Annotated in this window: 16 protein-coding genes; 4 read left to right on the top strand and 12 right to left on the bottom strand. The window is 70.4% G+C overall.

Going from position 1 to position 25,868, the window contains the following annotated elements:
- Nucleotides 1–134: 134 nt before the first annotated feature.
- From B073_RS0116135 to B073_RS0116115, 5 genes are all read right to left on the bottom strand, one after another.
- Nucleotides 135–1,238, bottom strand: coding sequence for a hypothetical protein (locus tag B073_RS0116135; RefSeq protein WP_026247435.1), 1,104 nt, complete (start codon nucleotides 1,236–1,238; stop codon nucleotides 135–137).
- Nucleotides 1,239–1,284: 46 nt separating this feature from the next.
- Complete coding sequence (locus B073_RS40105) at nucleotides 1,285–1,965, bottom strand: RICIN domain-containing protein (protein WP_018539123.1); 681 nt, start codon at nucleotides 1,963–1,965, stop codon at nucleotides 1,285–1,287.
- A gap of 118 nt (nucleotides 1,966–2,083) precedes the next feature.
- Nucleotides 2,084–2,638 (bottom strand): RICIN domain-containing protein, encoded by a 555-nt coding sequence (locus B073_RS0116125; protein WP_018539122.1) that lies wholly within the window; start codon nucleotides 2,636–2,638, stop codon nucleotides 2,084–2,086.
- A gap of 59 nt (nucleotides 2,639–2,697) precedes the next feature.
- Nucleotides 2,698–4,287: an AbfB domain-containing protein gene (locus B073_RS0116120; RefSeq protein WP_018539121.1), complete on the bottom strand. Its 1,590-nt coding sequence runs from the start codon at nucleotides 4,285–4,287 to the stop codon at nucleotides 2,698–2,700.
- Between the two features lie 675 nt (nucleotides 4,288–4,962).
- Nucleotides 4,963–5,952, bottom strand: a complete 990-nt coding sequence (locus B073_RS0116115; RefSeq protein ID WP_018539120.1) for an FG-GAP repeat domain-containing protein — start codon at nucleotides 5,950–5,952, stop codon at nucleotides 4,963–4,965.
- Nucleotides 5,953–6,518: 566 nt separating this feature from the next.
- On the opposite strand from B073_RS0116115, the gene B073_RS0116110 reads away from it, so the two are divergent.
- On the top strand, nucleotides 6,519–7,676 hold the full coding sequence (locus B073_RS0116110) for a hypothetical protein (protein ID WP_018539119.1): 1,158 nt from the start codon (nucleotides 6,519–6,521) through the stop codon (nucleotides 7,674–7,676).
- Between the two features lie 106 nt (nucleotides 7,677–7,782).
- Here B073_RS0116110 and B073_RS44045 read toward each other — a convergent pair.
- The 5 genes from B073_RS44045 to B073_RS40095 form a co-directional block, all read right to left on the bottom strand.
- Nucleotides 7,783–8,726, bottom strand: a protein-coding gene (locus B073_RS44045; RefSeq protein ID WP_234025101.1) for an IS5 family transposase whose coding sequence is annotated in 2 segments (ribosomal slippage) — nucleotides 7,783–8,340 and nucleotides 8,343–8,726 — 942 coding nt in all. Because the reading frame shifts where the segments join, the coding sequence is not laid out codon by codon here.
- Nucleotides 8,727–8,789: 63 nt separating this feature from the next.
- Nucleotides 8,790–9,839 carry an LCP family protein gene (locus B073_RS0116095; protein ID WP_018539116.1) on the bottom strand — a complete coding sequence of 350 codons (1,050 nt, stop codon included), beginning with the start codon at nucleotides 9,837–9,839 and terminating at the stop codon, nucleotides 8,790–8,792.
- 66 nt (nucleotides 9,840–9,905) lie between these two features.
- The gene (locus B073_RS0116090) at nucleotides 9,906–12,767 is read right to left on the bottom strand and encodes a stealth conserved region 3 domain-containing protein (RefSeq protein ID WP_018539115.1); all 2,862 of its coding nucleotides are present in this window, start codon (nucleotides 12,765–12,767) and stop codon (nucleotides 9,906–9,908) included.
- Nucleotides 12,764–13,768 (bottom strand): hypothetical protein, encoded by a 1,005-nt coding sequence (locus B073_RS0116085; RefSeq protein WP_018539114.1) that lies wholly within the window; start codon nucleotides 13,766–13,768, stop codon nucleotides 12,764–12,766. Before B073_RS0116085 ends, B073_RS0116090 begins: the two co-directional genes overlap by 4 nt.
- A gap of 464 nt (nucleotides 13,769–14,232) precedes the next feature.
- Entirely contained in the window at nucleotides 14,233–16,248 is a 2,016-nt protein-coding gene (locus tag B073_RS40095; RefSeq protein ID WP_018539113.1) for a PIG-L family deacetylase, read from the bottom strand.
- Between the two features lie 482 nt (nucleotides 16,249–16,730).
- Here B073_RS40095 and B073_RS0116075 point away from each other — a divergent pair, with 482 nt between their 5' ends.
- Complete coding sequence (locus B073_RS0116075; RefSeq protein ID WP_018539112.1) at nucleotides 16,731–18,014, top strand: hypothetical protein; 1,284 nt, start codon at nucleotides 16,731–16,733, stop codon at nucleotides 18,012–18,014.
- Between the two features lie 574 nt (nucleotides 18,015–18,588).
- Nucleotides 18,589–19,761, top strand: a complete 1,173-nt coding sequence (locus tag B073_RS0116070) for an acyltransferase family protein (protein ID WP_018539111.1) — start codon at nucleotides 18,589–18,591, stop codon at nucleotides 19,759–19,761.
- Between the two features lie 147 nt (nucleotides 19,762–19,908).
- Here the strand turns inward: B073_RS0116070 and B073_RS0116065 are convergent, their stop codons facing one another.
- Nucleotides 19,909–22,740, bottom strand: a complete 2,832-nt coding sequence (locus B073_RS0116065) for a stealth conserved region 3 domain-containing protein (RefSeq protein ID WP_018539110.1) — start codon at nucleotides 22,738–22,740, stop codon at nucleotides 19,909–19,911.
- A complete protein-coding gene (locus tag B073_RS0116060) occupies nucleotides 22,740–23,735 on the bottom strand; it encodes a hypothetical protein (RefSeq protein WP_018539109.1) in 996 nt (331 codons plus the stop codon). The genes B073_RS0116065 and B073_RS0116060 overlap by 1 nt, the downstream gene beginning before the upstream one ends.
- A 449-nt stretch (nucleotides 23,736–24,184) precedes the next feature.
- Here B073_RS0116060 and B073_RS0116055 point away from each other — a divergent pair, with 449 nt between their 5' ends.
- Nucleotides 24,185–25,858 (top strand): stealth family protein, encoded by a 1,674-nt coding sequence (locus B073_RS0116055; protein WP_051094023.1) that lies wholly within the window; start codon nucleotides 24,185–24,187, stop codon nucleotides 25,856–25,858.
- Nucleotides 25,859–25,868 lie beyond the last annotated feature (10 nt).

Raw genomic sequence — 25,868 nt, 5'->3', positions numbered from 1 at the left:
CTTCCCCTCACGGAAAGAAACCCCCAATTGGGATGAGTTGGATGTATAGAAAAATCCCCTGCCTGCATGTGGGAGCAGGGCAGGGGGCATCAGCCGGCGCGCACGGCCGCGCGCCGGCTGAACGACTGGGAAGGTCAGCCCTTGACGCGGCTCTCGGATGCCTGGGCGCGGTCGTACATGTCCTGCCAGAAGCGGGCGGTCTCGACCGCCTGTGCCTGTTCCTCGGCCCAGGCGTCCCCGGTGGACTCGGCCGGGTCGGCGATGCTCTTCCAGATCCCGTCCGCGGCTTCCTTGGCGCGCTGGGCGACGTGCTTCCAGTTCTCCGCCTGGGTCTTGGCGGCGGCCTGCTCGGCCAGCCATGCCTTCTGCGCGGCGCCCGCGTGTTCGCCGACCGCCTGCCAGGCACGTTCGGCCTCGGCCCTGGCCTTCGCCGCGTCGACCGCGCCGTTCACCGCGGCCTCGGCCTCCTCCGCCTGCTTGATCAGACGGGACAGGGTGTTGTGCCGCACCCGCTCCGCGTCCGCGTTCCGCAGCCGGCGGCTCTCCAGGTCCAGGGTCGCCCCGTTCACCCAGCCGTAGCCGAAGAATTCCGCGATGTCCGCGTCGGTCGCGCCGGGCCGCAGCGCCCACTGGGCGGCCACCCGTACCTGCTCGCCCGAGTCGGTCTCGGCGACCGAACGGACGTACTCACGGTCCCTGTTGGCGACTTCCAGCTTGCGCTGGCCGTCCGCCTCACGGCTGGCCCGGTCGCGCTGCAGCGCCTCGGCGTACCCGGTCCGCACGAACGCAGCCCGGTCCGCGTCCGTGCCCTTCAACGCACGGGCGGCCGCGGCGCGTGCCGCCGGGGAGAACTCGGCGGTGTGGGTCTGGACGACCCGTGCGCAGAACGCCTTGTTCCGGGCCCGGGTGTCCCGCAGCCGCTGCTTGGCGTAGTCGTAGCCGCCGCCGGGCGCCAGCCACTCCGCGATCGCCTCGTCCCCACGGGAGTTGAGCAGCGCGTTCCACGCGGAGGCGCGGATCTCGGCAGGCATACCCGACATCGCCAGCCGGTGGACGTAGTTGCGCGCCTCCTCGGCCGCCGCGGCCCTGGCGGACATGTCCTGCTTCGCCGCCTGGTCGGCCGAGACGACGGCGGGCACCGGGGCGTCGGCCCAGGCGGGTGTCACCGTCGTGACGGCGGCCCCACCGGCCAGCAGGCCCGCCGTCACTGCCTGCGCGACCCACAACTTACGGCTCACTGTTGGCCTTTCGAGATCGGAGGATTCCATTGCGCTGATCGAGAGGTCACTTGACCGGCAGAACCCGCCACAGCTGCGCCTCGGTCTGGTTGCAGTACCACTGCTGGGCCTTGGCGCCGTCGTCCTGCTTGCCGTGGTCGATGTCCAGGCAGCGATCCGGGGTGTGCATGGGGCGCAGCTGGTAGAGCTTGTTGACGGGATCGACGAGGACCATCCGCCAGCGCAGCTGGGCACCGCCGCCGCTGCAGCCCCACTGCTGGACACGGGCACCGGCCTGGGTGCCGCTGTTCTCCACCTCCAGGCACTTGCCGCTGTACTCGTTGCGCAGCACGTAGGAGGAGTCGACGGTGGGGATGGCGCGCCACTGCTGTGCCTGGCCTTCGTTGCACGTCCACTGCAGTGCGGCCGCGCCGTTGTCCTTGCTGGCGGAGTCGATGCCGAGGCACTTGCCGCTGTGCGGGAGCTGGAGCCGAACGGTGTCGCCCTTGTCCGAGGCGGCGTCCTTGGCGGTCCGGGCCCTGTTGGTGGCCTCGCGGGCGGCCTCGGCGGCCTTGGCGGCGGCGTCCGCGGCGGAGTCCTTGCCGGCCGCCTTGGACGCCGCCGCAAGGGCGGCCTTGGCACTGTCCTTGGCGGAATCGCTTCCGCTCGCGTAGGCGGTGGTCGCGCCGGCGGTCAGTGCGGCAACGCTGCAGGCGATGGCCAGGGCGGCTCGGATGGTCCGAGACATCTGGAAGTCCGTTTCTTCTCGATGGGTGGGGAGCCCGGAGGGGCGGGCGCGGGGCGTTGCCCGGCGGTGCCGAGCCGGTCACGAGGGGCGGTGACCGGCTCGGCGGACGCGGGCGAGGTCAGACCTTGGCGGGCTTGAGCTGCCAGCGCTGGGCGTTGCTGCCGTTGCAGTACCAGCTCTGCGCGTTGGCGCCTTCCTTGAGACTGGCGTCCTTGATGTCCAGGCAGCGCAGGTCCGTGTGCGTGGGCCGCAGCTCGTAGAGCTCCTTGACGATGTCGACCATCACCAGACGCCAGCGCATCTGGCTGCCGTCGACGCACCACCACTGCTGGACGTTGGCGCCGGCCTGGGTGCCGCTGTTCTCCACTTCCAGGCACTTGCCGCTGTGCTTGGCCCGTACCTCGAAGGTCGCCGAACCGGTGGAGACCAGTTCGAAGAGCTGGTTGTCCGCCCCGTCGGCGCACTTCGACTGCACCGCGTTGGCGCCGTTGCGGAAGCTGCCGTCGGCGATGGTGAGGCACTGTCCGCTGTGGGCCGCCTGCAGCTGGACGACCGTCGACTGGACGGCGGCGGCGCGGGGCTTGGCCTCGTCCGCGTGTGCCGTGGTGACGCTGCCGGCCAGCGCGGTGACGCCGGCGGCGATGGCCAGCGCGGCTCGGGTTGTCCGAGACATGGGGGGTGTTCCGTCCTTCTTGCTTCTTGAGGAGAGGAGTGGGTTCGCCGGGCGGTGCGTCAGCGCGCGAGCGGGGCGGAGATCTTCCAGGTGGCGTCCTGGGCGAAGTCCTTCTCGGCTTCGTAGCGGTGCTTGCCGCTCTTGTCGGCCGCGTAGAGATCGCCCTGGAACTGCCGCAGCCAGTGCCCCGGCTTGCCGGCCGACTCGAAGGACGTACCGGAACCGGTCAGGCCCTTGCGGGCGCACCAGGTGGCGTCCTTGCGGAATGCTTCGCTCTTGTCGTCGGCGGCCAGTCGGACCCGGAGGTCCTTCTGCATCAGGTAGTAGCCGGGCTTGCGGGACGACTCGAACGAGTAGCAACCGCTCTGGCCGCCGAGGGCGGGCACGACGCTCCAGGTGGCGTCCTCGCGGTCGGCCTGCTTTCCCTTGCCGTTGACGGGGGCGAGGAACGCCTCTCCCTTGTCGGCGTCGGACTGGCGGACGTACCAGCCGGCGAGTTGGGCGTTGCTCGCCTGGAGGGACTGCCGCAGGGCGCGGGTGTGGCCTGTCTGGAGGAACCGCACGACGTCCTCGTCGCTCCCGGCCAGCGCCTTCTTCGCCGCGGCGACCAGGCCGGGGTGGACCCCGGTCTTCTCGGCGCGGGCCTGGATCTGCAGCGCCGCCCTACGGTCGTCGGCGGCCCGCTTCTTGCGGGCGTTCTCGTAGTCGAGATTGTTGGCTTGCACGGCGCCGACGTGAAGGAATTCCTTCCAGTCCGCCGGGTTGGAGCTGAGCACGGCCCGCTGGGCCGCGACGTAGAGCTCGGAGTGCTGGTGTTCGGTGGGGGTGCGGCGCAGGAGTTCGCGGATGAAGTTGTCGTCGGTGAGGTCGAGGACGGAGTCGGGGAACGTGATGTCGAAGCGCGACGTGAACAGCGTCACGGTGCTCTTGCGGTCCTTCAGGTCCTCGCGGTGCCTGAGTTCCTCGGCCTCCTTCTCCGCCTTCTCCTTCAGCTCGTTGGCCACGTCGCGGTCGCGGGCCTCACCCGCGCCGGTGGCGATGAACGCCTGCCAGGATGCGGCATCACCGGCCAATGCGCGGGCGGCCGCGTCCCTCACCTCCTGGCCGGAAGCGGGGTTCTTCATGACGGCCCGGATGAAATTGTCGTCACTGAGCCCCAGCAATTCCGGGGTGACCGTTATGCCGATCTTGATCAGGACCTGCTGCTTGGCCGTCCGTGCCGCACGGCCGGCAGCGGCCTCGTCCACTTCCCGCTGCTTGTCGACCTTGTGCGCTTCGTGGATGCCGGTGGTGATGAAGCGAATCTGATCCTCGGCCGAGGTGCCGACCATCATGACTTCCTCAGCGGCAATACGCACCGCTCGCTGGGGATCGCCGGCATCCCTGGCCTTCTGCCACAGCGCGTGGATGAAGTCGCTGTCGCTGAGGATCATCATGTCGGGGCTCGGGTCGAGGCCCACCACGCCCGCGGCCTTCACACGCTGCATTTCGTCGGTCCCGATCGCCCCTGCCTGGGCCACCGAGTCCGTCGGTGCGGCAAAGGAGACCGGTGCGGCCACGCCGGTGACCGCCGCGAGCGCGGTGGCGGTCACGATCCCCCGCGTGAGGGCCCTCCGCATTCCCGCGTTGTTGGTGCGGCTCTTGTCCATTCTGTGTTCAGTAACCCTTCCAGCGTCTCGTGGGCGCGGCCCGGTGTGTTGTGGGCAGACGGAAACGCAACTCGGAGATGTCGATTGCCGTCGGTCGACGGTTGTTTGAGGGGCAGCTGCCGCTTCCGACCCGGCCTTCTCAGGCCGCCGGCAGAACCGGGCGCGAGGCGAGGCCGGGAATGCGGAAGCAGGACACGGGGCGGGACCGGCCTGACCGCTCCTGAACAGCGCCCGAAGCAGGAGATGCAGGCCCGGCCTCCACGGTCATGACTGGTCGAATCCCCTGCTGAGCGACGCCCGTTGATGGCGGGCAGTATCCGTAAATGTCTGATTAAGTAAGTATCAGGTCTTGACCAAGAGATTCAATGCCCGTGTGCCGGCTCGAAGAGGCCGGTCACGCCTCCGGAGGTGGCCCTCTGGCCCACAGCCACAGGGGTTGGCGGCAACTGACGGGCAATCACAAAGAAAAGCGACTCTTTATCAAATCTTGATCGGAATGGGGTGACATGACGCACATGAGCCTGCATGGGATGCCCGGCGGGGTGGGATCTGCCGCTTCCCCGGCGCGGGGCTCGATGAATCCAGGCAGGACGCGGCCCGCCGTACTCGAGCGCAGGGGGCCGTACTCCTCGGAGGGAGTGCGGCCCCCTGCGCCGGCAGTGGGGCGATGGGACGTCAGAACATCAGGCGGTAGGTGTCGTAGTTCCAGCCGATCTTGACCGGCCTGTCGTACGGCGCGGTGGTGCCGTTGCCCTTGCACAGCATCAGGTCGCCGCTGGGGGTGCGGGCCAGTAGGTCCGCGTTGCCGTCGCCGTTCACATCACCGGTGGAGAGCAGGTAGTCGTAGGCGTTCCAGCCGCCGCCGATCTTCTGGCGGGCCTCGAAAGGGGTCCGCCAGTTTCCGGTGCCCTTGTAGAGCCACAGGACTCCCGACTTGTCGCGAGCGACGATGTCGGCCTTGCCGTCACCGGTGAGGTCGCCCTGGCCGGCTATCTGGGTGTACTGGTCCCAGCCGCCGCCGATCTTGACCCGGTCGGTCAGCTTGCCGTCGGAGTAGGCGAGGTAGACGTACATCACGCCCGCCTTGTCGACGGCCATGATGTCGGGCTCCGTGCCACCCCCGAGGTCCCCCGGAGAGAGGACCTTGTCGTAGATGTTCCAGCCCCCGCCGACCAGAACGGTCTCGGTCTCGAACTCGTTCTTCGGGGACGTGAAGCGCAGGTTGCCGTCGGTGCCCCAGGTGTAGAGCCCGTCGGCGAAACCGTCCTTGTCGCGGTCGACGTTCTGTGCGGCCTTGAAGACGTCCCAGCCGGGCCCCACGAGGGTGCGCGGCTCGAAGCCGTTGCCGTTCGGCAGCTGCTGGTAGAGGTTGCCGCCACGCGATACGCCCGAGAAGTGGAAGGACGGGACGCCCGCCGGGCCCGGGGCGGCGGGCGCGGATGCGGCCATGCGGCTTTCGGGGGCGTTCGGGGTCTTGCCCTTGGCGGCCCAGGGAACGGTCAGCTTCAGCGCCTCGGGTCGGATGTTCTGCAAAGGCGCCGGAACGGGGTCGGGGCTGTCGGCGACTGCGGTTCCCTCGGCCGCACCCAGCAGGCTGGCTGCGAGCGCCGCCGTGACGATCTTGGTGAGTGCGCGGCCACGCTTACGGCCGGGACGGAAACCCACGTACTTCTCCCATTACTTGGACATTGGTTGCGTCACGCCCTATAAGGCGTGATGACCTATTATTAACTCAATCTTTACAGGAGAAAGCGACATGTCAACCGAGCCATCGGGCCGGGGCTCGGTCCGATGGCGCCGTCTTGGAGTGATGCCTTGCGCCCTTGCCGGGAGAGTTGACTTCGTTTTTTTGTGACACTCCGTCAATTCGCTGGCTAGCGATACGTGTTACGGATTCACCGGGCACGGGGGCCTTTGCCTTGCCGGTTGGGGTGGGCACCGGCATGCAGGCTCGGCAGACGCTTCCGCTCGCGGAGGAAACCTGCACCCAATACCCCTTACCAGTCAAAATGGTATTGTCGGTGGCATACAGGGAACGTGGCCGTGCCTGGGCCGTGTCCGGCGTACCGGGCGAACGCGCTTGTTCCGGCGGGTGGATGCTTCCCCTGGCTGACGCTGTCGGTGGGCTCTGCCCGCCGCGACGAGGGGTCGCCCCCGTGGAGTGAAAAGCCTCTGCCGCACCGGCCCTGGGCGTTGCAGGGCATGGAAGTACGGAAGGTTGGCGGCGAGCGATGGGGTTGCGGTCCGCACGCAGGTCCGGCCGGAAGCGGGCGACCTCGTCCGGCACTCCACGGCGCGCCGCCGCTCGGCCCGTCCCCGGTCGACTCCCCGCCGTCCCGGCCCTCGCCGCGGCTCGGCCCGCCACCGGACGCTGGCTGCTGCGGGGCAACGACGGCCGGCTCACCGCCTATGCGTTGGCCCCCGGAGCTGTGCTCCGCTGGACCGAGACCCGCCCCGGCGGCCCCGAATGGAGCGGCCCGGACGTCTTCCCTCTTCCCGACGCGGACCACCTCACTGTCGCCCAGGGACCCGACGGATACGTGCACTTGATGGCGCGGTGCGTCCGGCCGCACCCCGAGGGCGGCACGGAGGCGGACCTCGCGCACGCCACCCAGTTCCAGTCGGGACGCCCCCTCACCACCTGGCGACGTGTGGACAACCCGCACGAAGAGCCGGCGGCGGCCGCGCAACTCGGCGTCCCCACGGCGGCCGTGGGCGCCGACGGGGTGCTGCACGTGTTCGTCCGCAATGCCGGGGGAGGTGTGTCCGCGCGGCGGCAGACCGCGGTGGGTGAGTGGGCGCAGTGGGAGGACATCCGCGGTTGGCGGGTGCTGGGCGTGATGGCCGCGGTCGCCACCGGCGGCGGCCGGGTCGAGCTGTTGGCGCCGGCCGAGACCTCGGTGCTGCGCTGGTACCAGCCCGCGCCGCGCGGCGCTTTCGAGCAGGCCGAGGACATTCCGGCCGTGCCGCACGAGGGTTCCGCGGTCGCGCTGGAGACCGGCCCGGAGCGGCTCACGTACTACTGGAGCGACGCCGAGGGCGGGGGGATCGTCGCCCATCGCCCGGGGGAGGGGACACTCGCGCTCGGCGGCGCGTCCGACGGCGGGCCGACCGCCGTGGCCCGCGCCGAGGTCGACGGCCACGACTGCACGGTCCTGGCCCACCGCGGCGCGGACGGCCGTCCGGTGCTGGGTGCGTGCGTGACCGGCGCGGAAGCGGAGGGCGTGTGGTGGACGCCGACCGGTGAGGAGTGCGTGGGCCACCCCGGCCTGGCCGTGGACGCCTGCGGCCGCCTGGTGCTCGTGGCCCTCGATGCGGACGGCGCGCTCCGGGTGGCCCGGCAGCGTGCGGAACGGGGCCTGGCGTTGGGCGCGTGGCAGCGGGTGTAGGCCGTCGGCCGGTGCGTACCGGCGGGCCGGCCGCACGTGCCTGTGCCGGCTCGTCCCCGACGCTCTCCCTCCCCGCAGGGGACCGCGGAGATCCGTCAGAAGCGCCCTAGGGCGCTTCTGATGGCTCTTGGACGGTGTCGCGGAGCCAGATGACGATCGCTGCGACGGTCAGAGTGCCATTGAAGATGTAGTCGCGTTTGTCGAACCGGGTGGCCACTGCTCGGAACTGCTTCCACTTGTTCACGCACCGCTCCACAGCACTGCGGCGGCGGTACTGCCTCCTGTCGAAGGCCGGTGGCCGGCCCCCGGCTCTCCCGCGACGCTTACGGCTGGCCCGCTGGTCATCGGGCTGCGCGATAGTGGCCTTGACCCCGCGCCGCCGCAGATGGGCACGGTTCGCCTCGGAGGAGTACGCCTTGTCACCGCGCACGCGGTCAGGACGAGTCCGAGGCCGCCCCCGACCGCGTCGACGGATGCGTAAGCCGGACAGCACGGGGACAAACATGGGACTGTCACCGCGCTGTCCAGGAGACGTCTGCCACGTCAGCGGCCGGGCCCGGTCGTCGGACAGCAGATGGATCTTGCTGGTCAGCCCGCCCCGCGAGCGTCCCAACGCCTCGCGCCCATCAGCCTCCTCACGCGCACCGCCCCCTTTTGCGGGAAGTCACGCGGCGGCCGGTGGCGGGCCCCGGCCGCATGCTGATGTGCCCGGCAGGAGGTGGAGTCGATGTTTACCGCCCATTCGCTGCGTTCAGCCTCCCGGGCCAGCGCGCCGTCCGGATCACCGGCATCCGCCTGGATCTGCAACTCTTCGAGGATGGCCTTCCAGGTGCCGTCGGCCGACCAGCGGCGATGGCGCTCGTAGACGGTCTGCCAAGGACCGTACCGCTCGGGCAGGTCCGGCCACGGCACACCGGTCCGGGCCCTGAACAGCACCCCGTTGATCACCCTACGGTGATCCGCCCACTGCCCGCCGGGTCTGCCATTGGCCGGCAGCAAGGACTCGATCCTCTGCCACTGCGCATCCGTGAGCTCGTGTCGCCGCACCATACGAGACCGCTGCCCGACAACAGCCGAGATCCACCCCATCCACCAAGATCCGTCAGAAGCGCCCTAACCCCCGTGCGCCGGAGACCTCTTCGAGGCGGCGGGGACGGGGCGGTCCTCGCGCAGGGCGTTCCACAGGTCGCGTGCCTGGGGCTGGGCGGCGACGACGCGGTTGGGGTCGGCGGTGTCGTAGTCGACCGGCAGCATCACGGTCTCCGTCTTCGAGGTGTCCAGCCCCTTGAGGGACCCGGCGAAGGCGGCGAGCTTGGTGAGCGAGCCCAGCTCGGAGTCGGTGGTGAGTGCCTTGGTCGCGGCGTTGGCGATGGTGTAGAGCTTGGCGGGGTTGCCGAGCACGTCCTGCCGCTTGATCTCGGACAGCAGCGCCAGGATGAACTTCTGCTGCAGGCCGATGCGGCCCAGATCGCTGCCGTCCCCGATGCCGTGCCGGGTGCGGACGAACGCCAGCGCGCGGGTGCCGTCCAGCCGGTGCGTCCCGGCCGACAGGTCCAGACCGCTCTCCTTGTCGTGGATCGGCCGCTCGATGGTGACGGGTACCCCGCCCAGGGCGTCCACCAGTCCCTTGAAGCCCGCGAAGTCCAGCTCGACGTAGTGGTCCATGCGCACGCCGGACATCGACTCGACCGTCTTGACCACACAGGCCGGACCGCCGCTGGTGTAGACCGAGTTGAACATCACGCGGTCCGCGGCCGGCAGGGCGGAGCCGCTCGCCGTGGTGCACCCGGGACGGCTGACGAGGGTGTCGCGCGGGATGCTCACCGCGGTCGCCTTCTTCCGGCCCTGCGGGACATGGACCACCATCGCGGTGTCCGAGCGGGCCGTGCCGCCCGTATCGCCGCCTGCCAGGCCCTTGTTGGCGCCCGAGCGGGAGTCCGATCCGAGGATCAGGATGTTGCGCGCACCGTCGTCCACGTCCTTGGGACGGTCCTTGCCCAGGGCTTGGTTGATGTCGACGGTGCTGAGGTTGTTGTCCAGGTGCGTGTACGCCCAGTAGCCCAGACCGCCGGCGGTGACCACGAGGGCCAGGGCGGTCCAGGCGAGCGCCCGGCGTATGCGCGCGCCGCGCGTGCGGGGCTTGCGGCGGGTGTGCTTGGTCATGCGGTCGGTGTCCTTAGAGGGTGCTCGGTGTCTGGTGCCCCGCGCTCATGAGGGGGCGGCGGCCCGTCACGCGGCGCGACCGTACGTGCTGCCGAGGCGGGCGTTGCGCGCGCTGCCCCGCTCGAATTGGCTGGCGATGGGGAAGTAGCTGGGCAGGAACGCCGCCAGGATGGCGCTCTGCTCCTCGGCCGGGACGTCCCCGTCGTGGAAGTCGTTCAGGCAGAACACGTCATGCGGGCGGCTGATGAGCAGCCGGTTGAGCCGGGTGTGGTGCTCGCGCAGACCGACGTTGACGAAGCCGCAGTTGATGCTGCCGGGCACGCTGCGCCCGGTGTGGTAGCCGAGGTAGTGGTGCAGCGAGGAGGCGACGGAGATGTCGGTGTGGCTGCGCAGCTGGTTCGCCGCGGTCCGTGCCCACGCCTCGGGGTAGTACGCCGCCACGTCCGCCAGGACGCTGCGCCGCAGGGGGTGCGGCGTGTGCAGGAAGGCGTGGGTGAGGGTGCGCCCGAAGACCTGCTCCAGCAGGACGCGGTTGTTCTTGGCCGCGCTGATGTTGAAATCGTCCTCGGCGGACACCGGGGTCATCGGTACGGGCGTGGGCGACAGGAAGTGCTTGGCGACCCCGTTGCCGTGGAAGAAGAGGTGAGGCTGGAGCGCGCGGCCCAGGAACACGTCGTCGTTGAAGTACAGGAAGTGCTCCGACAGGCCCGGGATGCGGTGCAGCTGGCTCTCGATCGCATGCGAGTTGAACGTCGGCAGTGCGCCGTCCTCGCCGAAGATCTCGCTGTGGTCCACGATGCGCACCCGCGGATGGGTGAGGTCGAGCCACGGTGGGACCTGACGGTCCGTCACGATGTAGATGGTGCGGATCCACGGCGCGAACATGTCGATGGAGCGCAGCGAGTAGCGCAGCTCGTCGCGGTTGCGGAAACGTGCGGAGTCCGTGGCGGCCACCGCCGGGGCCATCCCGCGCGCGGTCAGAACCGAGTTCTTGCGCGCCAGCCAGGCGGGGTCGTTGCCGTCCACCCACGTGTAGACCGCGTCGACGGGGAAGCCGATGTCATCGGTCAGGGTGCGGGTGTAGGGCTCGATGGTGTGGTAGCTGCGGCCCGTCACCGTGGTCCGGGCCCGCACCAGTGCGTCGCGCGGCACGGTGTCCCCGATCCGGGTACGGGTCGGGGAACGGAAGACCTCGGGGTCCTCCGGGTCGTCCTCCCAGAAGGCGATGTCGCAGCCGTAGACCGCTCCGTAGCGCAGTGTCTGCGAGGGTGTGGTGACGGGCCGGTAGACGCGTACCAGTGGGTGCCGGGCGCCGACGGCCCGCTCGGCCAGGCCCGCCAGCGCGGTGCTCTGCACGGCCTGCCGGGCGTTGAGCGCGGCCACATAGACCGCGGCTTCGCGGTGGTACGCGGCAAGCGCGGTGAGGACCGCCTCGCGCTGGGAGGAGTGCACGGCCACTGTGTGGCGCAGCGCGTTGTCCCGTACGAGCAGATGCGGGATTTCCGCGGCCTCCAGGGCGCCCACGACCAGGTCGAGGTTGCCCTGCATGACGTCGAAGGGCGTGGCGGTCTCGGTCAGTTGGGCCAACTGGCCGCCGCTGACCACGAGTTCGGGGTGGCGACGTGCCACCCGGTCCTGGTACGCGCGCTGTTCGCGCGGTGCGACGCCGGTGGGGGTGACCGGCGCGCTCTGCGGCATTCCGCTCGCCCCGGCCGTGGCCGCCTGGAGCGCCTGCCGGTCGGTCTTGGCCGCGGCACCCGGCCCACGGCGCGCGGCCATCAGCTCGCGGAAGAGCGACTCCCAGCGCTCGGTGACGGCCGGTTCGGAGATCCGGCGCACGGCGACGGCGGCGGCCCGGCCCATCGTGTGCCGCAGCGGGGCGTCCTCGATCAGCCGCAGCAGCGCGGCGGCCAGGCCCTCGATGTCGCCCGGCGGCACCAGCAGGCCGGTCTCGCCGTCGGCGACGATCTCCCGCGGACCGTTGGGGCAGTCGTAGGACACCACGGGCACGGCGGCGGCCTGCGCCTCGCCGAGCACCAGCGGATACGCCTCGTTGCGGGAGGTCAGCAGGGCGATACCGGCCTTGGCCCACTCCTCGGCCAGATGGGGGGAGTTGCCGTTGAGCTGCACGCAGTCGTGCAGCCCCAGCTGGTCGATCTGGCGGCGCAGCAGCCCGCTGCAGGGGCCGTCACCGAAGATCCGCAACGTCCAGAGCGGCTGCTGCCGCGCGACGACGGCCCAGGCATGGAGCGCGTGGTCGATCTGCTTCTCGGCGACGAGCCGGCCGGCCAGCACGACGGTGCGGGACTCGCGGCTGGACTGGGGGCGGTAGCCGGAGGGCAGCGCGTTGGGGATGACGTCCAGCCGCGGTGCCCACTGGCCCAGCGCCTCGGCGAACCAGTCCTTGGTGCGGTGGGTGAGCAGCACCAGCGCGTCCAGCTGGGAGGAGAACCGCAGCAGCGGCTCGCCGGAGCTGCCGCGCAGTTCGGAGACGCGGTGCTCCTGGTGGACGGTGACCACGTGGGGTGGTGCGAGCTCGACGGCCAGTGCCATCAGCGCCGGGGTCGTGGAGACCAGGATCTCGGTGTCGGTGTGGCGCAGCGCGTGCCGGAGTTCGACGTCGGTGAGCCGGTTGAAGGACGCGTCCCAGCTGTGGTCGACGAGTTGGCTCGGTTGGGCGGCCAGCGCGGCGCAGGTCTCCGCGGACAGCTGTGAGGGCCGCAGCAGCCGCGGCACGGCACCACTGGTGTCGATGAGGTGCTCGATGCGCACCCGCGGGTCGGCGTCGAAGAACCGCTCGGCGGAGGTCTTGAAGACGCTCAGCACCCGCACGTCGTGCCGGCCGGCCAGCGCGCCCGCCTGGTTGAGGATGGCTCGTTCGGTGCCGCCGATGGTGTCTGCCGATGTCAGAAGAAAGGTGATCTTCACCGTCGTACCTCGTGCATCTCGGGCATCTGCTCGCAGGTGAAGCGCAGCGTGCCGGCGGTCGTGTAGCGCGGCTGCACGCGCATGATCCGGCCCTCGCCGACCGCCATCACGATGTGACGGATGGCGAAGACCCGGAGCGGGTTGCGAACGTCGTGCAGGCGGCGGCCGAGCGCGATGCGCGGTCCGCCCTTGACTGGTCGGGCGTAGAGCGTCCAGTTCTCCTTGCGCCGCCGCGGGAACATCTCCTCGACGGGCAGGCTGACGTGCAACAGTCCGTCCCCGAGGTGGGCGGCGCGCCGCGTCAGGCTCCGGCCGGCCGAGGCGAACTCCACTTCCCAGCGGGACCGCCGGCTGCCCAGCACCCGGAACTCCACGTCCGCGCCGGTGTAGCGCAGTTCGGTGCGGGCGACCTCGGCCTGCGCGGCGGGGGACGCGCACACCAGCCGCAGGCGCCCTGTGAAGGTGCGGCCCGCGCGGTGCCGCATGCCCGTCCTCGGACAGGTCGTCATGGGACGGGTGGGTCCGCCGTACGGAGTCGGCGGCACGGCGAGCGCGAGGGGGACGCGCTTGCGCCCGCTGGGCCCGCGCAGTACGAGCGTGAGCCGCCAGCGTCCCGCCCGCACCGGCAGGCCACCGAGGTCAGCGCCCAGGAGCACCGTCGCGTCCATCACCAGGCGGCTGTCGCCGTCGCGGTAGACCCGCACCGGTACGCGATGGCGCATCCCCCGCCGGGACACCGTCAGTTGGGCTGCGCGGCCCTCGAAGCCCTCGCGCACACCGGCTGGCAGCACGGCGTGCAGGCTGAGCGTGTGGCCGTCGAGTACGGCTGCGTACCGCACCGCGGCGGACCAGCGGGAGCGCACCGGATAGCACACCTTCGCGATCAGCCGGGCGCGCGCCGGGGCGAGCGCGGCGATCAGCCTTCGCCGGGCCGCGCGTGGCAGCGCCGACGGCTTCCTGAGGTGCTTGACGGCAGCCGTGGCACGGGACTTGGAACTCAATGGGCCGTATTCGTCGTGTGGGGGCGGGGGACAGTGGGGGTGGAATCCGCAACGTCGTGGCGCACTGCGGTGGGACGGCGCAGGGCGGGGGCGTGGGGGAACGGAGCGGGCCGCGGAGGAGCGATCAGCTGTCGGTCAGTGGGTCATCCATAGGTCAAGAAATCGTCTGTTCTGTGCAAACTCGTGAACCCTAACAAGGTCCTTATCGCCCTCTAGCTCTCAATGCGCCCAAAACGGACTCATCGGAGGTAACGAATGAGGATCAGGTGCATCAAGTCGGAGTGACCGCAGCATTGGTTACGAGAGGAGCGAAAATGATCAAAAGGGCGAAAAGGGGTGCGCCGTAGGGCAGCCGGAAGGGCGGGGCAGGCCGAAGGCGGTAATCCAGAGCGCGAGGGAGGGGCGGTCCATGACCGGCCGCTCCCGTGCCTCAAGCCCCGACGCCGGCGGCTCCGAACGCCGCCTCAGTCGACCCTCAGCCAGGGCGAGAACACCGGTGCCGCCAGGGCGGTCTGTCGGGCGACGTGCAGATGGGCGTCGGCACCGACCGCGCCGACCACGCCTCGCCCGAGGGAGTCCACGCTCACCGAGGGCGCCCCGATCAGGCCGCCCGCGATGCCGTCCAGGTCGAGGTCGGCCCAGTTCGCCCCGTCGGGGGTGAGCACCGCGCAGCTGACCCCGCCGAAGTCGTTGCGGGTGGCCAGCAGCGCGCAGTCCTCCAACCCGCCGGCCGCCAGGGCGGTGGCCGCGACCGGGCCGTAGCCGCCGCGGCCGCCCCGGCTCTGCGGACCGTGCGGCCAGCCGCCGCCCGGGTCGCCCTGTCGCCCGACGAGCGTCCCCGCGTGCTCCGGCTTGCGGTAGATCGCGATCACCCGCCCGTTGGCCAGTACCGCGCTCGTCGTCGGTCCCGCGGGCGTGGACAGCCGGAAGCGGGGCGTCAGGCGCAGCAGCGGCCCGTCCTCGTCCTGGACCCAATGGGCCACCCGGTCGCGGGCGGGCGCGAAGAGTTCGATCCGCCCGTCGTGGTTCACCGCCGCGCTCAGTCCCTCCTGGAGCTGCGAGCCGCGCAGGTCGATCCACTCGCCCCAGCCGCCCGCCGGTTCCAGCACCCGCGAGCTGACGCCCTTGCCCCAGTTGCGCACGAACACGTGCAGTCGGCCCTGCCCGTCCACCGCGGCCACCGGCGCCCCCAACTGCCGTACGCGGTCCGCGGAGTCGGCCGGGTTGCCCAGGTCGTGCCACTGCCCGAACGGGCCGCCGGGCTCGGTCTGGGCCAGATGCACGAGCCGGCGACGGTGCGCGTCGGCCCGCGTACCCAGGGCCGCGTACCGCAGGCCGAAGACGTGCAGTCGCCCGTCCGGGGTGGTGCACACGGACAGGTGGGGCGCCAGCTGCCCGCCGCCCAGCCGCCACGGGCCGCCCCACCGTCCGGTGCCCGGCTCCGTCTCCTGCCACACCACGGCCTCGCCGCCCAGCACCCCGAAGGCCGACAGCCGCCCGCTGCCGTCGCGCCGGAGCCAGTCGGTGCCCCCGGCGTAGCGGTGCGTGGTGCTCTGCACCCACCCGGTGCCCCTCGCGCCGAACCCGACCGAGTAGTCACCACTGCCTGCCGGGTCTCCGCAGTCGTAGCCGTCGGCGGCCCCGTAGATGTTGAGGTAGTGCTCCTTGCACGAACTCGCGTACACACCGAGGTTGTGCGGCCAGCGCTCGTTGTAGTAGCCGCGGTAGGAGGTGACGGTGAAGGGCCGGGCCGCCCCCGAGGAGCGGTGGCGCTCGATTGCCGCCAGCGAGAACAGTGCGGTGTAGGTGTGGTCCTGGTGGTCGGAGTGGTCCCCGTAGTCGTGCCGTTGCGGGAACTGCGCGTTGTGCTCCTGGTGGTCGGGGTCGGGGTCCATGATGCGCACGGCCGTGGGCCGGAAGTGCTCCAGCAGCCCGGCCAGCACGTCGATGAGCGCATCCCGGCCGTAGGCGCACGCCGCCTCGGCCGCGCTGCCCGCCGGCACGATGGTGCGCAGGGAGGCGGCTTGTCCCGTCCACAGCGTGCGCAGCCGCACCTGGGGGTCCTCGGGCGCGTACTGGCGGAGGTTGAGGAAGACCAGCGTGAGGTGCGGGGCGCGCTCCAGCCGGCACACCTCCAGCACCGTGTCGTGCGGCCCGCGCACCGCGGTGCGCGTCCACCGCGCGCCGCGGTCGGCGAGCGCCATCGCGGCGTACGCCCCCATCAGGCCGTTCTGCCGCGCCTTGGCGTACGCCTCGCGGTCGGCCGGCACCTGGTCGCGCGGCTCCCATGGACGCGGATTGCGGCCGTCGGACTCGCCGTTGGTGAGGTAGACGCTGGTCGTGGGCGCCCCGGAACGGATCGCCTGCAAGACCTCCGGATTCATGAAGTACAGGTCGTCGTCGGGGTGCGCGAGGATGCTCAGATGCGCCGCCCGCAGCGTGGGCCGGTGGTCGGGGTGTGCGGGCGGGTGCGAAGACATGGCGGAGGAGTCCTGGACGTACGAGCCTGACCGCCTGCGGCGCGAAGGGCGCACGGGCGCCGGCCGCGCCCGGCAGTCGAGCGGTTGCTGTCGAATCGCAAATCATACAGAACGCCACCCAAAGGTGAATTCGGATATATGGGTTTCCGGGCGGGGCTCCCTGCTGGCCGTCCGACTCTCCGTGACGGCCCGATCCCGGCGCTCCGGCGGTAGTTGCGCGAGGGTGGCGAGAGGCTCTTGACGGCGCGACGGATGCTGTTCGAGGGGCGAGTTGGATAGATCACAGAGAAATCTGTGGCAACGAGAGCAACTATCAGTGATTGCACCGTTTTGCCGGTCCGGGGAGGCGGAAAGGCCGCTTGCGCAAGGCAAAGATTCCTCACCTTTCCCGCTGATTTCGGTCATACGATCAAGGCTTCCCGCACGCATCGGCATCGCGTCGCGCTGCGGGCTTCCTTCTCTCTGACCAGGAAAAGGCTCCCGTGACTCTTCGCCGCACCCTCGCGTCCGCCGTCGTCGCCGCAGTGACCGTGCCCACCGTCCTGCTCGCGACGGGCTCAGCCTTCGCCGACGGCAAGTCCTCGGCGCAGACGCAGCACAAGCCGACCTATGCGGAGCTGCAGAAGAACGCCGAGGACACGAAGAAGGCGTACGACGAAGCGGCCGCGGCCAAGACGGCCGGACTGGAGAAGTTGAAGGCCACCATGGCCGCCCTGGACCAGGACACCCACCCGCTCAAGGCGGCGCGGCTCGCTGCGGAGAAGGCGGCCGAGGCGGCCGATGCCGCCAAGGCTGCCGCCGACCGGGCCGTCACGGACGCCAGAGCCGAGCTGGACGCTGCCACGGACGAGGCCGGGAAGGCCGAAGCCGGCAAGGCGCTCGCGGTGGCCGAGGCCCGGGCCAAGAATGCCGAGGCCGCCAAGGCGGACGCGGACACCAGGTTGGAAGACGCCCGGGACGCCTGGGGCGACGCCCGCGTTGCGGCGTCACGGGAGTACAACACCTTCTCCGTCGCCCTGGACAAGGCCGGTGCGGCGAAGGAGGTCGCCGACGAGAGGCTCGCCGCCGCCAAGGAGTGCGTGCGGGTGCCGGGCCTGACCGTTCTGGCGAACGGCCTGCCCTCGAAGGTGGTCGCCGGTACCACGGTCGACTTCTCGTTCATCGTGGCCAACGGCACCGCACGCACGCTGGACGTGGACCCGCTGGTCTTCTTCACCCTGCGCACCAAGCAGGAGGACCAGCACTTCATGAAGGTGCAGTGGTCCAACGGCTCAGGCTGGCAGGAACTGGACAGCGTCAACGGCCCCGCCCACATCGCCGCCGTCAAGGCCCTCGAGCCCGGCGCCCGCACCGCCGTGAAGATGCGGATGACGATCGGGGCCAAGGCGCCGGCCGACACGGCATTCGCCCTCCTCGCGGGCGACGCCTCCGACCGGTACAACCCGTGCCTGCTCGGCCCGATGAAGCGCTACGACTTCGAGGTGCTGCCCGCCGGCAGCAAGCCCGGCAAGACCGACGACGCCGAGCCCGGCAAGGTCGAGGACAAGGACCGCCCGAAGCCGAAGGCCGAGCCGAACCCTTCGGCGCAGGGCAACGCCTCGGCCGAGCCGGTCGCCGGCACCGGCACCGCCGAGGGCAGCCTCGCCGCGACCGGGACGCCGTCCGTCGTACCGCAGCTCGCCCTCGCGGGCGGCGCCGCCCTGCTGCTGGGCACCGGAGCGGTCTTCGCCGTCCGCCGCACTCGCGGGGCCAGGGGCACCGACTGAGGGACACGTAGGGAACGGCCGGGGTTCGGCCGGGGTTCGGTCAGCCCAGAAAAGCCCGAAGGGGGGCCGAACGAAGAGGATTCGACGGTGATCGCGATTCCCCTTCAGTTCTCAAAAATGCCGATGCGGGACGTGGGCCTCAATTCCGGCAACAGAGAATGACCCCGGTCGAAGAGAATGATTATTTGGGGTGGATCAGGAGATATCCGGCACGCTCATCGTGGGGCGACGAAATGCTTGCCGTCGACGAATTCAGTGGCATGGCCGCGGTCGAGGATGTCCAGTGCGCTCCGGTGGCGCGAACGGACGGCCTTCCGCCTGGAGTTGGGCGGTCCGCCTGGCTGTGCAGGTGGCTGCGGATTCGGCCGAGTCCAGGGAAAGTGCGGGCCGGAAGCCGGCACGCCGGTATCCGTTCCAGCTCGACGTTGTGGTTATCCCCACATGGCGCAGGGGTCGGCCGTCCGCTGGTCTGTGGAAGCATGAAAAGTGGACAGCTTGCTCGCCGGTTCGCTGCAAGCGGTGAGTTTCTTCGACCATGGGGCGCCACTGACCAGGGCGCTACGGGGGTTACACAATGGCCGAACGCCGCACGGGGAACCGGCTTGCCGTACTGGACGGGCTGCGGTTGCTCGCCGCGTTGATGGTGGTTTTCTACCATTACGTCGCCCTGGCACGACCATGGGGTCACAAGACGGACACGATCTTTCCGACCGCCCATAAGGTGGCCCAGTACGGGTGGTTGGGTGTGGAGGTCTTCTTCCTGATCAGCGGCTTCGTCATTTGCATGAGCGTGTGGGGCCGCACGGTGGGCGAATTCGCCGTCTCCCGCCTGACCCGGTTGTTTCCGGCCTACTGGGTCGGCATCCTGCTCACCGCCGTGGTGGTGAAGATGTGGCCGGAGGTCACCTCCCTGCACGGCTGGGACACGGTGATCACCAATCTGACCATGCTCCAGAGCGGTAACAACACACCTCATGTGGATCCGGTGTACTGGACGCTCTTCGTTGAGCTGAAGTTCTACCTGATCATGGTCGTGGTGATGCTGTTCGGCGTCACCTACCGCAACTGCCTGGTCCTGTGCGGGGTATGGACCGCCGCGGCCGCTCTCGCCCCGGTCATGGGGACGCCGCTGCTCACGGCTTTCGCGATGCCGCAGTACGCGCCTTTCTTCATAACGGGCATCGCCTTTTACCTGATGCGCCGCTATCGGCCCAACGCGATCCTGTGGGCGATCGTGATCCTGCAGCTCCTGCTCGCCCAGCGGTATATCGACTACCGTCTGGCAACCAACCTCGGCAAGGCCGCAGCGGAGGTTCTGCCCACCTGGCCGGCCCGTTTGCTGATCATCGCTGCCTTCGCCGTCGTCGGCGCCATTGCGCTGGGCGTCTTCGACCGCATCCAGTGGAAGTGGCTCACCACGGCGGGGGCGCTCACGTACCCGCTCTACGTCATCCACATGAACATCGGCATGACGCTCATCCATCACTACCGGAACCGGATTCCGGCGCCGGTTCTGGTGGCTGCGGTGACCGCACTGATGTTGGTGGCCGCCTGGCTCATCCACCGCCTCGTCGAACGGCCCCTGGGGAAGTGGCTCCGCACCACGATGCGGCGCGGCATCGACGACGTCCGCCGAAACGTCACACCGCGCCGCCGCCATGCCCGACCTGTCACCGCACCGCCCGCGCCCACCGCGCCCCAGGACGACCGGGCGCTGTCGCCCGCGCGGGCACGGGATCCGGCCTGACGGCCGCCGGCCTGGCGCATCGTCCGGCGGCAACGCCTGCCGCCGCGGAGCGCCGGTTGCCCCTCGGCGTACCTGCCGACTGATCCGTCCCGGGACCCCGAACAGGCCGGGCACTCCGTTGAGGGCCCCGGGACGGACGGCCTGCGATCAGCCGCGCTCGAACGGCGAGCGCACCGGGAAGTACGCGCCGAGGAAGGCGCGCAGCACGCGGTCCTGCTCGTCGGCGGGCACCTCGGCGTCCGCCGACTCGCCTATGCAGAACACGCTGTGGCTACGGGTGGCCAGCATGCGGCTGAGCCTGGTGTGGTGGGTGTAGTCGCCGGCGTTGACGAACGAGCACGAGAGGGACGCCGGGGTGGAGCGACCCGTCAGGTAGCCGTAGTGGTGGTGCAGGGAGGACGCCACCGACAGATCTGTGGTCGCACGGAACCGACTGGCCGCGGTGGTCGCGATCTCCTCCGGGAACTTCTCGGCGATCTCCGCCATGACGCTGCGCCGCAGCGGGTGCGGGGCGTGCAGGAACCCATGCGTGGCGGTACGGCCGTACTCCCGCTGGAGCAGGCTGCGATTGTTCTTCGCCGCGGCGAAGTACCCCTCGTCGTCCTCGGAGAGCCGACTGGGCGGGACCGCGGTCGGCGAGCGGAAGAAGTGTGCCGTGCCGTTGCTCGCGAAGAACGAGCGCGGGGTGAGCGGACGCCCGAGGAAGACGTCGTCGTTGAAGTAGAGGAAGTGTTCCGACAGGCCGTCGATGCGGTGGAGTTGGCTTTCGATGGCGTGCGAGTTGAAGGTGGGCAGCAGTGTGGGGTCGTCGAAGATCTCGCGGTGGCTGACGACCTTGATGCCGGGCCGGGAGGTGTCCAGCCAGGACGGGGTCTGGTCGTCGGTGACGAGGTAGATGTTGCGCACCCACGGTGCGTACATCGCCAACGACCGTAGCGAGTAGCGCAGTTCGTCGCGGTTGCGGAAGCGCACATCGCCGCTGTCCGCACCGCCGTCGGCGAGTCCCGCGGCGCGCTTGGCGGCGTCGCGGCGCTCGCGCCACGCCGGATCGGTGTCGTCGACCCAGGTGTAGACGACGTCGATGGGGAAGGCGATGTCCCACATGAGATCGTCGGTGAAGGCGGCGACGGTCGGGTGGTCGCGCTCACCGACGCGGAGGGTCGCATCCGCTTCCAGCGACGGGAGCCGCGGGCCGAGCAGGGTGGAGCCGCGGGGCGTGCTGCGCCAGCCGGGCAGCTCCTCGTCCTCGGCGTTCTCGGTCCAGAACTCCACGGTGCAGCCGAAGGCGGGCCCGTAGCGCAGGGTGCGGCTCTCGGTGGTCAGCGGCTTGAAGACCCGCAGGCCCGCCACATCTCCGGCCTCGCGCAGCCGTTCGGCGAGTACGGCGCCGGGCGCGGCCCCGCGCGGGGTGATCAGTTCCGCATAGACGGGCTTGCCGTGGAGCTCGGCGGCGAGGGCCTCGAGGACCTGCGCGCGGCGCTCGACCTCGACGGCGACGCGGTAGGAGGTCCCGCCGTCGCGCAGCAGGACGTAGGGGATGCCGTGCGCGGCCAGTGCGGCGGTGGCGATCTCCAGGTTCCACTCGGCCATGCGCGGTGCGAGGACGTCGTCGCGCACCTCCGCCAGCCGGCCGGCGGAGCGCACGAGGGTGCCGGTGCGGTCCTGGGCCTGGAGCAGCACCTCGCGCGCCTTCTGCTCGTCGGCGGACCCGGAGAGCACGCTGATGGGCGCGGCCACGTTGAAGCTGCGGCTGCCGCCGGCCGCGATGCGGCGGGCCGTGCGGTCGGCGCGGTCGGCCAGCCGCCGGGGATCGTCGCGACGGGTCACCAGGCGCGTGAAGAGCTCCTCCCAGCGCGCGGTGATCTTCTCGGCCCCGAAGCGCTCGTGGACGCCCTCGCGGGCGGCCTTGCCGTACGCCCGCCGGGTCTCGTCGTCGCCCATCAGCTTGTCCATGGCGACGGCGAGGGAATCCTTGTCGCCGGCCGGGACGAGCAGGCCGTCGACTCCGTGCCGGACGATCTCGGCCGGGCCGGTGACGATGTCGTAGGCGATGACCGGCACACCGGCGGCGAAGACCTCCAGCAGCACGAGCGGAAACGCTTCGTTGCGGGAGGGCAGCAGCGCCAGACCGGCCTTGGCCCACTCCTGTTCCATATCGGGCGAACGGCCCAGGAGCTGGACGCGGTCGTGCAGGGCCAGGCCGTCGATGATGCGCCGCAGACGTACTTCCTGCGGTCCGTCGCCGAAGATCCGCATCGACCAGTCGGGGTACTGGTCGGCCAGGGTGGCGAACGCCTCGATGGCATGGTCGAGTTGCTTCTCCGGCGTCATGCGGGCGGCCAGCACGATGGTCCTGCCGTCCAGGTCGGAACGCGGCCGGAAGCCGCTGGGGACGGCGTTGGGGACGACCGCCAACTCGGGGGCGGTGGCGCCGAGCGAGTCGGCGAACCAGTCGTTGGTGCGCTCGGTCAGGGACACCAGCGCATCGATCCGAGGTGCGTACACCAGCAGCGGCTCACCGCTGACGCCGCGCAACTGGGAGGCGCGGTGCTCCTGGTGGACGGTGACGACGCGGGAGGGCACCAGTTCGGCCGCGGCGGCCATCAACGCGGGCGTGGTGGTGACCAGCACATCGGTGTCCAACGCGCCCAGCGCGGCGGTCATCTCGATGTCGGTGAGCCGGTCGAAGGTGGCCTCCCAGGCGGGCTTGATCAACTCGCTGGGAAGGGAGGTGAGCGTGCGGCACGCCTGCTCGTCCAGGCCGCTGTCGCGCACCGGACGGCCGTACGGGCCGGTGCGGTCGACGAGGTACCGGCGGGGAATCGCGCGCCCGGCGGTGAAGAACGGCTCCTCCCGGGTCTTGAGGACGCTCAAGACCTCCACTTCGTGACGCGGGGCCAGATGTGCCGCCTGGGTGTAGGCGGCCATCTCGGTGCCACCCATCTCGTCGCCCCAGGTGAGCAGGAACGTGATCTTCATCAGGCGGTTTCCTCGGTGGTGGTGAAGGGAGCACAGCTGACCGCGAAGGTGCCGGCCGCGGAGAGGTGGGCGTGCACGCGCAGCAACGCGCCGTCCTCCGTGGCGATCGTCCGGAACGGGGTGCGGAAGACCTTCTTCGGGCGGCGTACATCGGTCAGCCGACGCGCGATCTTGATGCGGGTCCGCCCGCGGCGCAACTGGAAGTCCCACATGCGCTGCGTCCGGACGTCGCACGTCATGGCGACGAGCGGGACGTCGAAGGCGAAGCGGTCGCCGTCCCAGGTGGGGTCGACGGCAACGACCGTTCCCGAGCCGCGGCGCACCGCCTCCACCGCGTACTCGCCGGGCGGCGGGCCGGCGGCGAGCAGGCGGCCGTGCACGGTGATCCGGTCCCAGCGCAGGTCGAAGCGGACCAGCTCGGCGTGCTCACGCGGTCCGGTCACCTTGAGCATGGCGTGGCCGTCGACGGACCGTACGGGCCGGAAGGTGGCACCGCTGGTCGCGCTGGGCGGGCTGGGGAGGGTGGGGCCGTCCGCGGCCGGTACGTCCGGCGCGGCGATCGCGTAGCGGATCCTCTGCCCGCCGGCGTCGAGCGCCGCGATGGTCAACCGCCAGATGCCGTCGTCGAGTCGGAGGCCGGGGACCGCGGGGTCGTCGTGCCGTGCGTGCCGCACCGGCGCCGTGGCGGTGAGCAGGAGCCGGCCGTCCGGCTGCGGCTCCCGTTCCAGGACGACGCTGTGCCGGCGGCCCCGGCGCTCCAGTACGAGGCGGGCCTCCGTCAGGTCCGCGGCACTCCCGGGCCAGGGCACCGCGAGGTTGAGGGTGCGGCCGGCGAGGACCGAGAGGTGGACCGGGCGGACGGCGGGCCGGGGGCGGGTGCGGGCGCCGAGCGCCGGAACGGTGTTGATCTGCTCCACGCGGCGGCGGATGCGGCCCGCGGTACGGCGGGCACGCTTGGCCGCCGCCACTGCATGGGACAGCAGGGCTTCACTCATGGCGCTTCGTCATCTCTCCTCTTGGCCCGGTGGCCGGCGCTCAGTGTCAAGCATGTGCATGGCGGCGGCAAAAAAATGCCCCGATTCACCGCCATCAAGTGATTTCCATCACTCACAACCCATGCATCCCTCTCGCCCGATTCGCCCTCTTCGGTGCCGGTGGTGCAAGATCACCTTAATGTTTATTTACGTTTCGTGCTAAAGGTAGTGTACTGGTAAAGTTACTTTTTCTGGCGCAAAACGGTCTTTGTGGCCGGGGGGCTCAAGACCGGGGGACTCAAGAGGGAATGAAGCAGATCGAGAGCGCGCGGCCCGCGGAGCAGAGCGCAGCAGGAGTCGGACGCCGGCACACGTCGCGCGCGGCCGGGGTGGTCCCCGGAGGCGACGGCGGGGTCAACACCGAGGCATCGCCCGTCGTCGCCGTCTACCGCAAGGTCGTGCCCAAGCGGATGCGGCGGGCGGTGGCCGGCCGGTACTCCCCCGAAATGCGGCGCAACGTCAAGCGGTTGGTCAGTGCCGCGGCGGTCGGCCGCAGCGTCCAGCGGGTGGGCCGCGCCGGCCTCGCCGCGCAGCAGCGTGTCCTGGTCGAGGCCGCACAAGGTGTCGTGCTGACCGTGGACGGCCGACCGCGGATCGCCTGCGTCGAGGAGCGACTCTCGCCCGAGACGGCCCGACGCGCCAACCTCGGCGCGGTCACCGCGGCCCTGGAAGCCGCCGACGTCGACCACTTCTGCGTCCGCGCCGAGACCGGCGGGACCACGGTGGCCGTCTCCGTCGAGGATCGGGGACGCGCGCTGCGTGCCCTCGCGGAGCTCTGCCGGACGCGTCCTGCGTACTTCGGCCCGCAGGGTGAGGACGGCGGGCGGGTCGTCCCCGCCTATCGGATCGCCGGTTGGCGGCGCTACGTCAAGGCCACGTCGCTGCGCCTGTTCTCGTACCGCACCGATCCGACCCGGCGCCTCGTCCTGGGCCCGGAGCACGGCTGCGACGTCGAGTTCTGGAAGCGCGAAGGCGACCGGCTGATCGCTCCGCGACGCAATTCCATCACGGAGTCCGTACCCGCCCAGGCCCCCTACCTCCGGGTCCCCATGGCCGACTTCACCGCCCCCCACGGGACGCGTGACGCCTCACCGGTGCGGGTGCGCACCCGTGAGGAGTTCACCGTGGCCGTGCCCCAGGACGTCACCTTCCCCATCGACGTCGTCTACACCTGGGTCGACGGCGCCGACCCCATGTGGCAGCGCCGCCGGGCCGAGTTCGCCGGCACGGCGTACCACGAGGAGGCGGCCAACGCCGCACGCTACGCCGACCACGAAGAACTGCGGTATTCGCTGCGGTCGTTGGCGATGTACGCACCGTGGGTGCGCAACATCTACCTCGTCACCGACGACCAGACCCCGTCCTGGCTGGACACCTCCCAGCCCGGCATCAAGGTCGTCAGCCACCGCGAGATCTTCGGCGACCCCACGCACCTGCCCACCTTCAACTCGCACGCCATCGAAAGCCAACTCCACCGCATCGACGGCCTGTCGGAACACTTCCTCTACTTCAACGACGACGTCTTCCTCGGTGCCGAGCTGACCCCCAGGGACTTCTTCCTCGCCAACGGGCTGACCAAGTTCTTCCCCTCGCCCGCCCTCGTCCCGCTCGGGCCGCCCTCGCCGGAGGACGTACCGGTCTCCATCGCGGGAAAGAACAACCGCGCGCTGATACGGGAACGCTTCGGCACGACCCCCGTACGCAAGATGCGTCACGTCCCGCACGCGCTGAGCCGGAGCGTCCTGGCGGAGATCGAGCAGGAGTTCGGCGAGCAGCACCGCCTGACGGCCGCCCAGCGGTTCCGCAGTGGTACGGACCTCTCCATTCCCTCGTCCCTCCACCACTACTACGCCTTCCACACCCGGCGGGCACTCCCCGGCGACGTGGAGTACGTCTACCTCGACGTCTCCCACCCCAACACGGCCAACCGGCTCGACCGGCTCCTCCTCAAGCGCGACAAGGGGGTGTTCTGCCTCAACGACACCCTCTCCACGGAGGACGACTTCGAGCGGAGCGCCGCATTGCTGCGCCCGTTCCTGGAGTCGTACTTCCCGGTGCCCAGCCGCTACGAACTACCCCGCTGACCCGCGAGAG

This window comes from Streptomyces sp. MspMP-M5, assembly GCF_000373585.1.
GTDB lineage: Bacteria > Actinomycetota > Actinomycetes > Streptomycetales > Streptomycetaceae > Streptomyces.
The sequence above is the reverse complement of the archived record's forward strand: the minus strand, read 5'-3'. Positions and strand labels throughout refer to the sequence as shown.

What these genes read in the sequence shown, in the direction of transcription:
- B073_RS0116095 (WP_018539116.1), bottom strand. Translation starts at nt 9,839, where the DNA reads ATGACCAAGCACACCCGCCGCAAGCCCCGCACGCGCGGCGCGCGCATA.
- B073_RS0116120 (WP_018539121.1), bottom strand. Translation starts at nt 4,287, where the DNA reads ATGGACAAGAGCCGCACCAACAACGCGGGAATGCGGAGGGCCCTCACG.
- B073_RS40105 (WP_018539123.1), bottom strand. Translation starts at nt 1,965, where the DNA reads ATGTCTCGGACCATCCGAGCCGCCCTGGCCATCGCCTGCAGCGTTGCC.
- B073_RS0116065 (WP_018539110.1), bottom strand. Translation starts at nt 22,740, where the DNA reads ATGAAGATCACGTTCCTGCTCACCTGGGGCGACGAGATGGGTGGCACC.
- B073_RS0116110 (WP_018539119.1), top strand. Translation starts at nt 6,519, where the DNA reads ATGGGGTTGCGGTCCGCACGCAGGTCCGGCCGGAAGCGGGCGACCTCG.
- B073_RS0116055 (WP_051094023.1), top strand. Translation starts at nt 24,185, where the DNA reads ATGCGGCGGGCGGTGGCCGGCCGGTACTCCCCCGAAATGCGGCGCAAC.
- B073_RS40095 (WP_018539113.1), bottom strand. Translation starts at nt 16,248, where the DNA reads ATGTCTTCGCACCCGCCCGCACACCCCGACCACCGGCCCACGCTGCGG.
- B073_RS0116125 (WP_018539122.1), bottom strand. Translation starts at nt 2,638, where the DNA reads ATGTCTCGGACAACCCGAGCCGCGCTGGCCATCGCCGCCGGCGTCACC.
- B073_RS0116070 (WP_018539111.1), top strand. Translation starts at nt 18,589, where the DNA reads ATGGCCGAACGCCGCACGGGGAACCGGCTTGCCGTACTGGACGGGCTG.
- B073_RS0116060 (WP_018539109.1), bottom strand. Translation starts at nt 23,735, where the DNA reads ATGAGTGAAGCCCTGCTGTCCCATGCAGTGGCGGCGGCCAAGCGTGCC.